Source organism: Chryseobacterium sp. JV558, assembly GCF_033712365.1.
Classification (GTDB): domain Bacteria; phylum Bacteroidota; class Bacteroidia; order Flavobacteriales; family Weeksellaceae; genus Chryseobacterium.
Map to the genome: position 1 here is coordinate 450,164 of NZ_WJHU01000004.1, position 16,119 is coordinate 466,282.

Annotated in this window: 10 protein-coding genes; 2 read left to right on the plus strand and 8 right to left on the minus strand. The window is 37.3% G+C overall.

What is annotated here, in order from left to right; translation table 11 throughout:
* Positions 1-34: 34 nt before the first annotated feature.
* From GFU89_RS16505 to GFU89_RS16540, 8 genes are all read right to left on the minus strand, one after another.
* Positions 35-2,392, minus strand: a complete 2,358-nt coding sequence (locus tag GFU89_RS16505; protein ID WP_318848176.1) for a choice-of-anchor L domain-containing protein — start codon at positions 2,390-2,392, stop codon at positions 35-37.
* 287 nt (positions 2,393-2,679) lie between these two features.
* Positions 2,680-6,261: a choice-of-anchor L domain-containing protein gene (locus GFU89_RS16510; protein ID WP_318848177.1), complete on the minus strand. Its 3,582-nt coding sequence runs from the start codon at positions 6,259-6,261 to the stop codon at positions 2,680-2,682.
* Between the two features lie 167 nt (positions 6,262-6,428).
* A complete protein-coding gene (locus GFU89_RS16515) occupies positions 6,429-8,789 on the minus strand; it encodes a choice-of-anchor L domain-containing protein (RefSeq protein WP_318848178.1) in 2,361 nt (786 codons plus the stop codon).
* A 208-nt stretch (positions 8,790-8,997) separates the two neighbouring features.
* Complete coding sequence (locus GFU89_RS16520) at positions 8,998-9,552, minus strand: DUF1003 domain-containing protein (protein ID WP_318848179.1); 555 nt, start codon at positions 9,550-9,552, stop codon at positions 8,998-9,000.
* Between the two features lie 11 nt (positions 9,553-9,563).
* Positions 9,564-10,334, minus strand: a complete 771-nt coding sequence (locus GFU89_RS16525; RefSeq protein WP_413228600.1) for a TIGR02757 family protein — start codon at positions 10,332-10,334, stop codon at positions 9,564-9,566.
* A gap of 7 nt (positions 10,335-10,341) precedes the next feature.
* Complete coding sequence (locus tag GFU89_RS16530) at positions 10,342-11,256, minus strand: ribonuclease Z (RefSeq protein WP_318848180.1); 915 nt, start codon at positions 11,254-11,256, stop codon at positions 10,342-10,344.
* A 69-nt stretch (positions 11,257-11,325) separates the two neighbouring features.
* Complete coding sequence (rdgB, locus tag GFU89_RS16535; protein WP_413228599.1) at positions 11,326-11,901, minus strand: RdgB/HAM1 family non-canonical purine NTP pyrophosphatase; 576 nt, start codon at positions 11,899-11,901, stop codon at positions 11,326-11,328.
* Positions 11,902-11,943: 42 nt separating this feature from the next.
* On the minus strand, positions 11,944-12,774 hold the full coding sequence (locus tag GFU89_RS16540) for a CPBP family intramembrane glutamic endopeptidase (RefSeq protein WP_318848181.1): 831 nt from the start codon (positions 12,772-12,774) through the stop codon (positions 11,944-11,946).
* A 221-nt stretch (positions 12,775-12,995) separates the two neighbouring features.
* On the opposite strand from GFU89_RS16540, the gene GFU89_RS16545 reads away from it, so the two are divergent.
* Both GFU89_RS16545 and GFU89_RS16550 read left to right on the plus strand, forming a co-directional pair.
* Complete coding sequence (locus tag GFU89_RS16545; RefSeq protein WP_318848182.1) at positions 12,996-14,591, plus strand: peptide chain release factor 3; 1,596 nt, start codon at positions 12,996-12,998, stop codon at positions 14,589-14,591.
* Positions 14,592-15,002: 411 nt separating this feature from the next.
* Positions 15,003-15,947, plus strand: a complete 945-nt coding sequence (locus GFU89_RS16550; protein ID WP_318848183.1) for a DUF4349 domain-containing protein — start codon at positions 15,003-15,005, stop codon at positions 15,945-15,947.
* Positions 15,948-16,119: the final 172 nt, after the last annotated feature.

Genomic DNA, 16,119 nt, shown 5'->3' on the forward strand with positions numbered 1-16,119 from the left:
TTGAAAGGCTTTCTTTTATATTACATTATCAATTCTAATTTCTGTTTTTCAGCATGATCCATCCTGACCAGTTCATCTGAGCTTTTGATTTTGGATACTCAAAATTGAACTTATACCAGTATGTTGCTGTAGGAAGTCTCTTACCTCCCACTGTACCATTCCAGATAGGATTTTCTTTTGAGAATCTGAACATTTCCACTCCATATCTGTCATACACAGAACCTGTAAAGTTTTTAAAGTCTCCAAGAGCTTTAAGATCCAGTACATCATTGATTCCGTCTTCGTTTGGAGTAATAATATTATTGATTTGCAATGTAAAGAATTCAAGAGATCCCACACAATGTGTACCTACTCTTCTTACCAAAACTGTATAGTTTGTATTGTCTAAAAGGCTGGTAAACACGTTTGAATCCTGCCAGCTGATTCCGTTGTCAATAGAATACTCCAAAGTACTTGGCATATTATTCATTGGAGGGTTTTCAGCCATGATCGTTACTGTTTTCTTAATGCTTTCATAATTTAATCCAGTCACAAAAGGAGTAGCTGCACCCATTACTTTAGCTTCGAAAACTTTCTTACAAATTCCGTTATCAACTTCTACAGAATAGATTCCCCATTGGTCTACATCAATTTTCTGTGTTGTTGCACCTGTACTCCAAAGGTACTTAAAGCCTTGTCCTGCACCCGCATCAAGAGTCACTTTATCACCAATACACATTTCAACATCTTTTAATGGTGAAGTGATTTCCGGAGTAACTTCGATTCTTATTGTTGCCGGATTAAGAGATTTACAACCTTTTGCTCCAATAGCATATACTGTGAATGTAGTTGTCTGATATAAAGTAACAGTCTGCATATTTCCTGTTCCCATGAAGTTGCTCCACAGGTAAGTATCTCCACCTTCAGCAGTAAGGGTTACAGATTCTCCCGGACAGATTTTTATTCTGGAAGCTTTTACTTTAGCAGTTGGAGTTACTTCTTTCAGTAATTTCAGTTCTACCATTTTACTACAGAAAGCTCCGTTGGAAACTACAACATAAAGGATCTGACCGTCATTACCATTATAGTTCAATGGAGTCTGAATATAATTATTGTTCTGTGCAATAGCATCAGCCTGATTTACGTAGAATTTAAAGATCGCTCCAGGTGTTGGGCTTATTGTCGGCATAATAGTACTTAAATCAAAAGTAGTAATATCCGGTGTGGTACAAAGCAATAAGGTTGCATCCTGGGCCTGAGGAGTTGTTCCTCCGTGAATCTGAATAGTCGCTTTACCCGGACATGGATTCCCCGGAACACTTACTTCGATAGTATAGGTACCAGGTTGTATGGCAGTAATAGTATTGGTAGTAGCATTAGGAACAGGTGCTCCATTATAATACCACTGATATACAAGGTTAGGATCATTTATAGAAGCAGTGATTACCTGAGGTACATTATCACACACGTTGATATCAGAAGGTAATTTGGTTCCTGCAGGGTCTAAAAGATCTACTCCAATATTGAAAGATCCTCCTTCCAGAAATACTGCAGAGTCATAACTGTGGTCACTGTAATCGGCAATTACCATTTTGAAGTGGTATTGCTGTCCTGCTACTACAGTTGCTGTAGCTGTCAAAGGAATTGTTCTTCCTTCAAAATTGGTTTCCACGTTACCAGTGTTATATCCAGCAAAATATTGTTCATTTACCGCACCACAACTTCCTGGTACTGCAGGGTGAATATTGGTAATACTTACAGGTCCTGCTCCTCCGGGAAGTACAGCCATATTCACATAAGGTCCTCCCGAAGTAGGTCTCAATAAGATCGCAAATGCATCTGCAAAGGTACATGGGAATGAACCTGTATATTCTTCGGAAGCAATCAAATAGTTAAATTTAATCTGACTTGTTGTTGGAACGAAGTCAAATTCCAGAAGAACAGCATCATTCAATCTGCTTTCCACTACTCCAATCACCTGTGCCAGATCAGCATCTGAACCTCCACCGTTGACATCACTCAGTCCTCCTTCAAAAGTGTTACCTGCTCTTCTCGCATAACCTGTAGAAAGGATAAGCCCATCTTTGAAAGGGAAATTGGTTGTAGCTTTATGGAAATACCCCCATGCTCTGTTGGCATCACTTGCAGCATGATTAGGAGTAATCTGCACATTACTTACATTCGGAGTCAGGCAGGTATTGGTTCCGGATGAGATCAATACATCTTTTACCATTTTCTCTATCGTGTAACTTGTTTCAGGATACTGCGGAGCATTTACATCAATAAAAGCTCCAGCCCTTCTGGATAATGCTGAAGGGGTTTCCTTTGCATGTTTCCTGGGGGGCAGATTTTGTGAAAATAAAAAAGTCGAGATGACTAAAAAAAATAAACAAAGCGGTAGATATCTTCTCATAATATTTTTGTTTCAACAAATTTAATTTTTTTTTAAACATCTCACATACATATTTATATTTTTTACTGCAAAAAAACAAATTATAAACCTTTTAAAGCAAATTTTCGTTAATCAATCCCTATTCGTACAAACCATAAATAATATGGTAGCATCGTGTTACAAATTGTTTTAACATATTTATCCTCTATTTTAAATAATTCACAAAACGTGACAACGTTTACTTTATAAAACAACAAAATCTTTCATTGCTGAAAGATTTTGTTGTTTATTTTCTATTTTAATAATATCTAGTTTCTGTTCTTTAAGAGAATCCAGCCTGAACGTTGTTCCATTTTCTTACTGGCTGGGTTTTCCCACTGTACCCTATACCAATATGTGCCGGTAGGAAGGTTGATTCCTTTTAAAGATCCTTTCCAAATAACATCCCCTTTTCCAGCTTTGAATACTTCTGCTCCGTATCTGTCAAAAATGGAAGCTGCAAAATCTTTGTATCCACTTATTCCTGTGAAATCTATAGTATCATTTACACCATCCATATTGGGAGTAATGGCATTGCTGATAATGAATGTGAAATAATCCAATGAAGTACCGCATTTTGCACCTTTCACCCTTACCATCAGAGTATACGTGGTATTATTTAAAATACCGGTAAATACATTTGATGACTGCCATGTCAGTCCTCCGTCTATTGAATATTCCAAAACTCCTCCTGTCGGGTTACTTGCTGTAAGGGTAAGAATATGATTATCATATACAACATTAGTAAACTGCGGCAGATCAGGATTAATCAGCTGAGCAGAGAATGTTTTGGAACAGACTCCATTACTGATTATTACAGAATAAGCACCTGCAACGTTAGTTGTTATCGTCTGAGTAGTTGCTCCTGTATTCCATAAGTAAGTATAATTTGGTCCCGGACCTGCGTCAAGAGTTCCTTTATCTCCAGCACAAACAAATACATCTTTCAATGTAGAAACAATTGCCGGAACTACTTCAATGGTTACTTTAGCAGGATTCACAGAGCTACATCCGTTTCCTCCCAATGCAAATACTGAATATTCTGTTGTTACGGTAGGAGTAACGACCTGCGTATTTCCATTTCCCGTAAGTCCTACCCAGTTATAAGTAATCCCTCCTGTAGCAGTCAGTGTCACAGATTCTCCTTCACAAATTTTTAATTTGGATGCCGTAAGCCCTGCTATTGGCGGACCTACCTGAACGGTAACTGATGCCGGTGTTGCAGAAATACATCCGTTAGCTCCAACAGCAAAAACAGTATATACCGTTGTTGTTGTAGGTGAAACAACCTGAGTACTTCCATTTCCTGTAATACCATTGCCCCAATTATATGTTACTCCGCCAGAAGCTGTTAATGTTACAGATTCTCCTATACAAATACGAGGTACTGACGAAACAACAGCAGCAACAGGTTGTACTTTATCTTCCTGTACAGTTACCGTTGAAGTAAAGGTACAGCTCAAATTCCCTGGCTGTGATACATTAGTAACCGTTAAAGTATACGTTCCACCAGCGCTTACAACAGGAGTAAGTGTATTACCTCCTGATACGATAGTTCCTCCGGTTGTAGTCCATGTAATTGTAGATCCTGCAGGAACAACAGATGCTGATGCATTGATTGTAATCTGAGGTGTTGTACAGGTAATTGTTTGTGGTGCAGCAATGGTAAGAGTAGTTTGAGCCGTGCTTAATAATTGCAGAGATACTACATAGCTGCAACCTCCATTACTTGCCAATACATAAATTGTCTGGCTTCCTCCGGGCGGCGTATATGCTGTAGGTGTTACAATAAAGTTTCCGTTAGCAGCATTGGCGTCAGCCTGGTTTACATAATAGGTAAAAGTAACTCCTGCAGTAGTTGTGATCTGAGGTTGTGATTCTGTAAGATTATAAGTTAACCCTGGCTGATAACACTTATGCAGTGTTGCATTCTGTGCTGTAAAAGGTTCTGATACTTCAATTGTTATGGTGGCAGGGTTTTGAGACGCACAGCCATTAGCGCCTACTGCTGTTACAGTATAAGTAGTAGTAACAGTAGGTGAAACAACCTGTGTGCTTCCGTTTCCGGTAAGGCCGTTACCCCAGTTATAGGTAGCACCTCCCGAAGCGGTAAGAGTTGCAGATTCTCCTTTACAGATTTTTATTTTACTTGCAGTAAGTCCGGTAACTGGCGGAGCACTATTCCCTGTTACAGTTACATTACCTATAGCTGTACAGCTAAGATTCCCGGGCTGATAAACTTTTGTTATAGTCAAAGTATAGGTTCCTGCAGCATTGATAACTGGATTTAAACTTGTTCCTCCTGAAACAATATTTCCTCCTGTAGTCGTCCAGTTAAATGTAGCCCCTGCCGGATAAACGGAAGCTGATGCATCCAGTGTAGTCTGAGAGTTAGCACAGGTAAGTACTGCTGGAGGAGCAATAGTAGGGATCATTTGTGGTGCTTTTACCAATTGCAGTTGAGCTACCTTAGCACAGAAACCGTTTGCTACTCTTACATATACCGTTCCGCCTGCACTCTGATGAGCTGTTGGAGTGGGAATGGTATTTGTATTTCCTGCATTAGCGTCTGCCAATGTAGTATAATATGAAAACACAGCTCCCGGAGTGGTACTTATTGAAGCTTGTGCTGATGTTAAATTAAATGTAGCATTTCCGGCAACATAACAGGCCGTTAATGTAGCGTTCTGTACAGTAGGAGATGTCCCACCTACTACTGTAATAGTAGCTTCTCCCGGGCAGGTATTTCCCTGAATATAAACTTTAACAGTATATACACCTGGCTGGGTTGCTGTATAGCTGGCGTTGGTAGCACCGGCAATCGGGTTGGTTCCCGAATACCATTGATAGGTTATATTAGCTCCCTGAACAGAAGCTGTAAAAGTCTGTGGTGTATTATCACACATATTGACAGATGCAGGCAGCTGTACTCCAGCCGGATCCAAAATTTTCACTCCAATATCGAAAGATCCTGCTTCCAAAAATACGGCAGAATCAAAGTTAGGGTCCTGATAGTCGGCAAGAACGATTTTAAAATGATACGTTTCTCCCGGGATTACAGTTGCTTTTGCTGTAAGAGGAATGGTACGTCCGTTAAAATTAGTTTCGATCTGAGCGGTATTGGTACCTCCGTAATAGGCTTCATTTTTAGGTCCACAGTTTTGATACTGTGGGTGGATATTCGTTACACTTACAGGACCTGCTCCTGCCGGAAGCACTGCAAGATTGGTATAAGTAGGATCAGATGCCTTTTTTAACAACAAGGCAAAACCATCAGTGATGGTACATGGAAAGTTTTGCTGATATTCTTTTGAAGCAAATAAATATCTGAAAGTAACTTCAGTAGAAGCTGCCACAAAGTCAAATTCTATAGAGGTAGCATTGTTAAGGTTAGAGTTGGCAATTCCTAATGCATTCGCCAGATCTACATCCCCTCCGGTTCCAAGGTCATCACTTAAAGTTCCCTGAAGAGTATTCCCAGCTTTATTGGCATATCCGGTTGAAAGTATAATTCCTTTGCTAAATGGAAAATTGGTATTTGACTTATTAAAATATCCCCAGCTTCGGTTCTGATTGGTAGCAGGTAAGTTGGGAGATACGGTAACGTTGCTTACACTGGAATTTGTACAGGTACCTCCAGATATAAGGACATCTTTTACCAACTGGGTGATAGGATAGCCTGATTCCGGGTAACTTGGTGCATTAACGTCTATAAAAGCACCTGCTCTCAAAGAAGCAGCACTGGGTTTTGCCACAATTCCTACCCTTCCTCTATTTTGAGCCAAAATAAAGTTTCCTATAAAAACTAAAAATAACGCTAAAAATAAATTTCCTCTCCTCCTATTTAACATTTTATATTATTTTAAACAAAAATACTATTTTTTTTGATTGAAATTCAAGTTAACACAATTTACATTATTACTAACGCAAATTTATTTATGTTAGAATATCAACTCTATTTATTTTAATATAATAAAAAAGACTGACAAAATAGTCAGTCTTTCGATTATAGTTCTAATTATTCTATATTTTTAAGTAATATCCATCCTGTTTTCACTGTAACTTCTTTACTCGCAGGATCTTCAAAGGTTACCTGATACCAGTATGTGGAAGTAGGTAGTTTTTTACCCTGGAAATATCCATCCCAATACGGCCTCACCTTTTCAGCTTTGAAGACTTCTCTTCCGTATCGGTCAAAAACCTGTCCGCTGAAATTCTTATAATTAATGACTCCACTGAAATCAATAATATCATTAAGATTATCGCCATTTGGAGTAATTACATTTTTCATAACGAATGTAAAGAATTCAAGGAAACCTACACAGCTTGTAAATTTAACTCTCACCCTGATAGCAATGACTTTATTTTTAGGAACATTGTTAAATACATTCGAAGCCTGCCATGTAACTCCGTTGTCTATTGAATATTCAAGAATACCGTTACTTGGATTGCTTGCTGTAAGAATCATTGTTCCTTTATCATTGTAATCCACTTTTATCACTTCAGGAATTACCGCTTTAATAACCTTTGTTTTAAACTCTTTAGAACATACTCCATTGCTGATTGTTACTGAATATTCTCCCGGAGTTGCTACAGTGATACTCTGACTTGTTTCACCGCTACTCCACTGATAGGTATATCCAGGCCCTGAACCTGCATCCAGAATAATTTTATCTCCCTGGCAGATATGTCCTCCTTTTAAGTTTGAAATGATAGCTGGTACTACTTCTATTGTAATACGCGCCGGCTGAAGAGATTTACATCCTTGTGCTCCGATAGCATATACGGTATATGTTGTTGTCTGGGTAGGACTTACAGTTCTTATTCCACCGGTAGTGGCTGCAGAGTCACTCCATTGGTACGTTACTCCACCTGAAGCTGTTAATAACAGAGACTCTCCTGCACAGATTTTTAATCTAGGAGCTGTAAGTAAGGCTGTAGGAGTTTCTTCTTTTCTTAAAGTTAAAGTTGCTATTCTACTACAGAAAGCTCCATTGGAAACCAGCACGTATAATACCTGTCCATCTGTTCCATTGTAGGTTGTCAGATTGGTGATATTACTGTTATTTTGAGCCTGTGCATCAGCTTGATTAGCATAAAAACGGAATACCGCTCCCTGCGTTGTACTGATCAGAGGTTTTGCCGTTTCTAAATCAAAGGTACTGAGCGTAGGGGTTGTACAAAGCTTAAGTACAGCATTCTGCACTGTAGGGCTCGTTCCTCCTACAATGGTAATGGTTGCTTCACTAGGGCACTGGTTACCCGGAACCATTACTTTTACAGTATATACTCCTGGTTGAGTAGCAATATAAATAGCGCTGGTTGCTCCCGGAATGGCAACTCCATCTTTATACCACTGATAAGTCATTCCCGGAATGGCTGCTACCTGTGCTTTCAGTTGCTTTGGTGTATTGTCACACATGTTGATGCTGCCTGGCAACACTGCTCCGGCTTCATCTACAATTTTAATTCCGACATCAAAAGATCCACCTTCTAAGAAAACAGCAGAGTCATGGGAAGGGTCCTTCGCATCTGCCAATACCATTTTAAAGTGATAGGTCTGCCCAGGAATTACATCTGCAACAGCCGTTAAAGGAGTTGTTCTTCCAAAATAATTAATAACAAGATGCGGATTTGCCAACGCACCAAAATAACCTGCATTGATAGGACCACAACTGAATCCATTTCCTGCAGGAACAATATTGGTTGCACTTACAGGCCCGGCTCCTCCAGGAAGTACAGCCAGATTAGTATAGGTAGGGTCCCCAACTTTTTTTAATAATAATGCAAAGGCATCAGAATATCCTGTACAAGGATAGTTGGAAGTATATTCATCAGAAACGAATATATAATTAAATTTTACCTGGTTGGAATTCGGTACAAAATCAAATTCAAGTGCTACAGCATCTGTTAAACTCACGTTGGCTCCAGTAGCTGCTACAAGGTCAGCATCACTTCCTGTTCCTACTGATTGTCCAACAGCTGACACATAGTTATTACCAGCTTCTGAAGCGTATCCTGTAGTCAGGACAATACCATCAGTAAAAGGAAAACTTGTTGTTCCTTTATGAAAATATCCCCAAAATCTGTTGCTGTTGGTCACATCATGATTAGGAGATACTGTAACATTGGTAACGTTGGCTGTTGTACAATTGGTACCACCATTGATCAAAATATTTTTCACCAGTTGCTCAGGTGTATAATTTGATGGTAAATAAGGGGGTACATTCACATCTATGAATGCTCCAGCTCTAAGACTGGCAGCAGAAGGCTTTATCTTTTCTGATTTTCTGACTGGTCTCGTTTGAGAAAATACAGAAACAGAAGCCAATAGAAAGGAAAAAAGGAAAAAATAGTTTTTTAATCTATAAATTAACATTTTGATTTCATTTGTTCAAATGTAGCAAAAATAATAATAACAAATCAGTCTTTAATGTTACTATTTTTCAATTAAACATCTAGATTCACAATATTTTTTTCTTATTATTATGTTTTCCGTAAATCACTTAGAACAAAAATCTACCTATAAAAAAACGGATCAATGTGATTGATCCGTTCCTATATTCATTACTACCATTCAGTGGCAGTTATTCTTCTTTTTTCAGTTGATCAATCTCATTTTGCAACTGAGAGATAATGTCTTTTAAAGCTTTTATTTCGTTTTTATTGGAGGTTACATTGCTTCTCAACATTACATTTTTTGCTCTCTCATTGTGATCTTCGTCTTCCTCTTCTTCATTGATCTCTTCAATATCTTCCTGGATATCCTCTATATCTTCATTGATCTCTTCGATATCTTCGCTGATCTCTTCAATATCCTCACTGATTTCCTCAATATCTTCCTGAATGTCTTCAATATCTTCACTGATTTCTTCAATATCTTCCTGGATGTCTTCAATTTTCTCGTGACTTTTATTCACTGACATCTGGATAAAAATAGCCAGATAAATAGCTTCCAGAGACAGTACTGTAGTAAGAATCAGAAGCATCTTATCAAAATCTATGATATGCAGCATCGGAAGCAAAAACGAAGTAAGAAACAGCAGGGTATGCACAATCAAAGACTGGATAGACCCTATCCACGAGGTAATACTGTCCGCTATTTTTTCAAGAACTTCTGTTTTTTCGTTATATTTTTTCATCCTTTATATTTTTACAACAGTTCTTTGGTAACACCTAATCCAAACAAAGCAAAATCATATTTTGCAGGATCTGTCTCATCAAATTTTCTAATGGCAACATCCAGCTCTTCTACTGTCTTCCAGTCGTTCTGTGTTCTGAAAACCAATCCCAATTTTCTGGAAATATTTCCGGTATGCACATCCAAAGGAATGGAAAGGTTTTTCTGATCTATATTTTCCCAGATTCCAAAATCTACACCCCGTTTATCTTTACGCACCATCCACCGCAAAAACATAATAATCCTTTTGGCAGAAGAGTTTTTATAGGGTGAACTGATATGTTTATGGCTTCTGTGTTTTTCTGTTTCCAGAAATCCGTTTCTGAATCTTTCTATGGCGTGGAGAAAATTATTCTCCGATTCTTTTACCTCAAACAGGCTTTCCAGGCTTTCATTTTCTTTATAAATCCTGTTGAACTGTCTGATGAAATAGGAAAAATCCTGTCCATTGAAAGTTCTGTGAATACTTTTATCCTGAATATCTTTCAAATCCTTTTCTGAATAATTCATCACAAAATCATAGGGAGAATTGCCCATAATATCAAGCATTTTATCCGCAGAATTAATGATTGATTTTCTGTTTCCCCAGGAAATTGTGGCCGCCAGAAATCCTGCAATTTCAATGTCCTGTTTTAAAGAAAAACGATGAGGAATCTGTATGGGATCATTTTCAATAAAATTGGGAGCATTGTACTGATCTGCCTTTTCGTTGAGAAAATCTCTGAGTTCTTCAAATTTCAGCATATTCATTTTAAATCTTTACACTTTCCAATGCTTTCGGTAAAAATGTATTGGGAAAAATATTTCTTGCTTCATCGGTAAACACGGTCAGGTCTCCATATCTGTTGGAAAAATGTCCTAAAATCAGTTTTTCAACCTGAGCTTTCTGAGCAATAGTTGCTGCTTCCAATGCAGTAGTATGTCCTGTATAATCAGCCATTTCTTTCAAATCATGTAAAAATGTAGATTCATGATACAAAACGGTAACATTTTTAATAATCGGAATAATACTCTCAAGGTAACGGGTATCGCTGCAAAATGCATAGGATACCGGAGGAGCAGGTTCCAGGGTCAGGATTTCGTTTTTAAGAACATAGCCATCGCTCAATACAAAGTCTTTTCCTGCTTTTATATTATGATAGTCACAAGTTTCAATCTCGCTGTACTTAGCAATTTCTTTCATATTAAGATGCCTCTCTTTCGGTTTTTCCTTAAAAAGATAACCGTTACAGTAAATCCTGTGATCCAGCGGAATAGTAAATACTTCTACTCTGTTGTCTTCATATATTTTTTCGGAATAATCTTTATCCAGTTCATGATATACTACCTCAAAACCACGATGTGTTTCCGTAATCTGGAAAATGGTTTCCATCATCTTCTTAATGCCTTTTGGACCATAGACATGCAGCGGGGTATCTCTTCCTAAAAGGCGGAAAGAGGCAATAAGTCCCGGAAGCCCAAAACAGTGATCCCCATGAAGATGGGAAATAAAAATATGATTGATTTTTGAAAATCTTGCTTTTGCTTTTCTCAGCTGTACCTGTGTACCTTCTCCACAATCTATAAGGAAGAGTCTTTCTTCCATTTCCAGCAGCTGGGCTGTGGGTGATGTATTGATGGTTGGAATAGCTGAATTAAAACCTAATATTGTTAAATAAGTACTCAAATCAATAATTTATTATAACAAATGTACGATAGAAAATCTAAATGGTCAGTTTACCCTTGATATTTAAACTTAATCGGTCACTTTTAAAAAATCCATAAATAAATCTAAAGCCTGCTTGCGGTGGCTGATTTTGTTTTTGTCTTCGGGATCCATTTCTGCAAAAGTTCTGTCATATCCTACGGGAACAAAAATAGGATCATATCCGAATCCTTTAAAACCTTTATTTTCTGTCAGTAAATTTCCGTGCACTCTGCCTTCAAAATATTGAGCTCCGTTTTCATCATAGTAGCACAGAACGGTCACAAAATAAGCTTTTCTGTTTTCAATTCCCTGCATTTCTTCCAGCACCTTTTCAATATTTTTTGCAAAATCGTGATCTCCAGCGTAGCGGGCAGAGAAAATTCCCGGTCTTCCATCCAAAGATTCTACTACCAGGCCGCTGTCATCACCCAAACTTGGAACACCTGTCTTTTTGAAACAGTATTTTGCTTTAATCAGGGCATTGGCATGAAAAGAATCTCCATCTTCCACAATTTCTTCATGAATATTGTAATCGGCAAGACTTTTCACAACACAATTACTTCCCAGGATCTGTTGGATTTCTTCTTTTTTATGTTCGTTGTGTGTAGCTACTAATAATTCCATTTCTATATTCATTTTCAATTTTACTTTTTTAGCGTAGGTTGATTACATTTCGACATAATGTACTTTATTCTTTTTCATAAAGAGATAAGAGAATAAAGAGAAAAGTACAATTCCGACAGCCAGGATCAGCCATTCTGAAACATTAAAAACCTTTGCAAAACTTTCATCTTTACCGTAAAGTACCAATAATGACAAGGTCAAATTATTAAACGCATGCAGCAATATCGGCATCAGTAAAGATTTTGTTTTATGATAGACCAATCCCAGCACACAGCCCAGCATCACTGCACTGATAAACTGCCATGGATTTCCGTGAACGACTCCAAAAATAATAGAAGCATACAGAATTGCTTTCCATGGTTTTACTCCTTTATTAATCAATCCTTTCTGGATAATTCCTCTGAATATAATTTCCTCAAAAACAGGAGCCATGATTACCGTCATAATGATCATTATCACAGGATTATCAGTCAATTGGCTCATCAACCGGGTAAAATATTCATAAAAATCACCAAAAAAAGGACCTGTAGTAGGAATCTGAGCGGCAACAAATTCTGAAATAAACATCATCCCCGCCATCATTGGAAAGATAAGGAGATAGGTAGAAAAGTTAACGGATGACAAATTGAAGTTAAGCTTCTTTTGGGTGGTGCGCCTTACAATGAAAAAATCAAAAAAGGCAATAGCAGTAAGGAATCCTACAGCATTCACTACCATAAGGAACCAGTCTTTAAGCTCAAGATTTTCTTTGAAAACAACTTTCCAAAAAGTGCTGAATAATGAAACAGCCATTGTTCCCACGAATAATCCAACCACCAAAACAACACCGCCAAACCACGTGAAGGTAAACTTTGGATATTTGCTATTTTCCATCCTTTCTCTCTAAAAGTTTATTAGAAACAAAGATAATTTTTTTGAATGCCACGGGCAACTAAAAAAGGAATTTCTTATTTATTTGATGATGTAATAACGGTCATTTATAAACCGGTTTCAAACTCTACTGTCCGCCCACTCTCTATACTGATACACATTGTTGTCATTTAAATTTGAAAACCTCGCAAAAAATCACGATTTTTGCAACTTCAAAATACGATATGTCAGACTTAATCAAAGAAATACAAAAAAGAAAGACCTTCGGGATCATTTCCCACCCGGATGCCGGAAAAACTACTCTTACGGAAAAGTTACTTCTTTTCGGGGGTGCTATTCAGGAAGCGGGTGCGGTAAAATCCAACAAAATAAAAAAAGGAGCTACCTCCGACTTTATGGAAATCGAAAGACAGAGAGGGATCTCTGTAGCGACTTCTGTATTGGCATTTGAATATAGAGACCATAAAATCAACATTCTAGATACTCCGGGTCACAAAGATTTTGCTGAAGATACTTACAGAACATTAACTGCTGTAGATTCTGTAATCGTTGTAATTGACGTTGCAAAAGGGGTTGAGGAACAAACTGAGAAACTGGTTAAGGTTTGCAGAATGAGAAACATTCCTATGTTGGTTTTCATCAATAAACTTGACCGTGAGGGTAAAGATGCTTTCGACCTGCTGGACGAAGTAGAACAAAAATTAGGATTAACAGTTTGCCCGCTTTCATTACCAATTGGTATGGGAAGCGACTTCCAGGGAATTTATAATATCTGGGAAGACAACATTCAGCTATTCCTGGAAGAGAAAAAACAGAAAGTTGGAGATTCTATCAAGTTTGATGACATTAATGACACTTCTATTGATGATGTTATTGGTGAAAAAGCGGCAAAAACATTAAGAGAAGAGCTTGATCTGATTCAGTCTGTTTATCCTGAGTTTAACCGTGAAGATTATATGAATGGTGATCTTCAGCCTGTATTCTTCGGTTCTGCTTTAAATAACTTTGGGGTACGCGAATTATTGAATGCTTTCATTGATATTGCTCCAATGCCACAACCTAAAGAAAGTGAGACCCGTCTGGTAAAACCTGAAGAAGAAACTTTCACTGGATTCGTTTTCAAAATCCATGCAAATATGGACCCTAAACACAGAGACAGACTTGCTTTCGTAAAGATTGTTTCAGGAACTTTCAAAAGAAACGAAAATTACTTATTGGTAAGAGAAGGTAAAAAAATGAAGTTCTCTTCTCCCAACGCATTCTTTGCTGATAAAAAAGAAGTGGTGGAAGAAAGTTTCCCTGGTGATATTGTTGGTTTACATGATACCGGAAGTTTCAGAATCGGAGACACACTGACTGGTGGAGAAAAATTGAGCTTCAAGGGTATTCCTAGCTTCTCTCCAGAACATTTCCGTTATATCAACAACAACGATCCTTTAAAAGCTAAGCAATTGGCAAAAGGTATTGATCAGCTGATGGATGAAGGGGTTGCACAGTTATTTACCCTTGAAATGAACAACAGAAAAATCATCGGAACAGTGGGAGCACTTCAGTACGAAGTTATTCAGTACCGTCTGGAACATGAATATGGTGCGAAATGTACGTATGAACCTCTATCCATGCACAAAGCATGCTGGGTAGAAGCTGATGAGAAATCTGAAGAGTTCAAAGAATTTGCAAGATTAAAACAGAGATTCCTGGCGAGAGATAAATACAACCAACTGGTATTCCTTGCTGACTCTTCTTTCACAATTCATATGACACAGGAGAAATTCCCGAATGTGAAACTTCATTTCATTAGTGAGTTCAGAGAAAATTAATCTTAAATAAGCAGACAAAATCGCGAAAAGGCGAAATTGTTTACGATATAGATCCGCAGAAATTTCTGCGGATTTTTTTATGCTTTAATTATACAGTAATTCTTTAGTATAATTTAAACGACAGTAGATTCTACGGAATGACAAGGTGTACGGATCAATTCAGCGTTCTGTTTATCATTCCGTAGGAATCTAATCTACAGGTAATAAAGTACCGCTATTAAATGCTTCTTTAGAGCGTATAAATCTGATTCTTTTACCATCAAAGACCAGAATCTCTTTGTAAATCTTTTGTAAAACAAATACAAAACACTGAAAATACACCAGTTATCATTTTACCAGCATAATACATTCTATTTACAATCTTTACAAGAACTTCCCTCCTAATTTTACTTCATCAAAAAAATTAATGTTATGAAAAAGTTCATATTACTCGTTGCTGTATCAAGCACTTTCATTATGTGTAAAAAAGGAGAAATTGCACAAGGCAATATCCATGAAGCTATCAATGCGGCCGACAGTACTGCTAGTGCTGCTACAGAAACAATTGACAATGCCAGTAAAACTGCCAATCAAATCATGGATTCTGCCAGTATTAAAATAAAAGATTTTGAAAATACTAAAAGCGACATTCAGCAAAAAATAGAAAACACCTCAAAAATGGTAGATTCTTTATCTGAGAAAATTGCCACTACAAAACTGGAATCCAAAATAGAGAAAAAAGATTCTGCAGAAAAAAAATCTGAAAAAATTGCAGTAAAAGCTCCAGCTACAAAGATTATTAAAGAAACCAAAATCATTTATAAAGACCACCCTAAAAACGACAGTTATGAACTGAATATGCCAAAAGACAAAATGGTAAAATCAGGATATCTTTCAATAAAAGCAGACAATACAGAAACGGTGAAGGAAATCATCAGAGAAGAAGCTAATAAAAATAACGGCTACATCAAAAGCGAAAATCTTTCTTATGTAGAATCTGCCAGCCGCTATGGAGAGGATCAAAAAATATACAGCATTGATATCAAAGTTCCTATCCAGCATTTTGATGGTTTAATGGATGCTATCAACAGCAATGTTGGAGATATTGATACTAAAGATATTCAGGTTTCAGGGCGCAATTACGCAGACAATACGATCTGTACAATCAATGTAAATATCAGTGATAAGACTAAAACAGAAAAAGAACCTAAAACTTTTGGTGGAAAATCATTGGCAGCCATTGAATCAGGCTGGGGAGTGATCACTTCTATTTTCCTGTTTATTCTTCCGTTGTGGCCTTTATTCCTTATTGCCGCTATTGGGTATTATTTTTACAAAAAGAAGAACAAAAACGTTCCTGATAACGATTCTCACTAGATTTGAAATCCATCCTAAGGGTGGATTTTTAATATTTTTTTAATGAGGTTTAGAGGGTTAGATAAATTCTTATACTTAATTTTATAACATTAATAAAAACAGCTTGTTTATTAAAAAAATTCCTCTTAACTTTAAGTGTAATTAAAAGTAATGAATCTTCGTTATTATACAG

Excerpts from the sequence above, each read along its gene's own strand:
- GFU89_RS16505 (WP_318848176.1), bottom strand. The coding sequence starts at position 2,392 with ATGAGAAGATATCTACCGCTTTGTTTATTTTTTTTAGTCATCTCGACT.
- GFU89_RS16510 (WP_318848177.1), bottom strand. The coding sequence starts at position 6,261 with ATGTTAAATAGGAGGAGAGGAAATTTATTTTTAGCGTTATTTTTAGTT.
- GFU89_RS16515 (WP_318848178.1), bottom strand. The coding sequence starts at position 8,789 with ATGTTAATTTATAGATTAAAAAACTATTTTTTCCTTTTTTCCTTTCTA.
- GFU89_RS16520 (WP_318848179.1), bottom strand. The coding sequence starts at position 9,552 with ATGAAAAAATATAACGAAAAAACAGAAGTTCTTGAAAAAATAGCGGAC.
- GFU89_RS16525 (WP_413228600.1), bottom strand. The coding sequence starts at position 10,334 with ATGCTGAAATTTGAAGAACTCAGAGATTTTCTCAACGAAAAGGCAGAT.
- rdgB (WP_413228599.1), bottom strand. The coding sequence starts at position 11,901 with ATGGAATTATTAGTAGCTACACACAACGAACATAAAAAAGAAGAAATC.
- GFU89_RS16540 (WP_318848181.1), bottom strand. The coding sequence starts at position 12,774 with ATGGAAAATAGCAAATATCCAAAGTTTACCTTCACGTGGTTTGGCGGT.
- GFU89_RS16545 (WP_318848182.1), top strand. The coding sequence starts at position 12,996 with ATGTCAGACTTAATCAAAGAAATACAAAAAAGAAAGACCTTCGGGATC.
- GFU89_RS16550 (WP_318848183.1), top strand. The coding sequence starts at position 15,003 with ATGAAAAAGTTCATATTACTCGTTGCTGTATCAAGCACTTTCATTATG.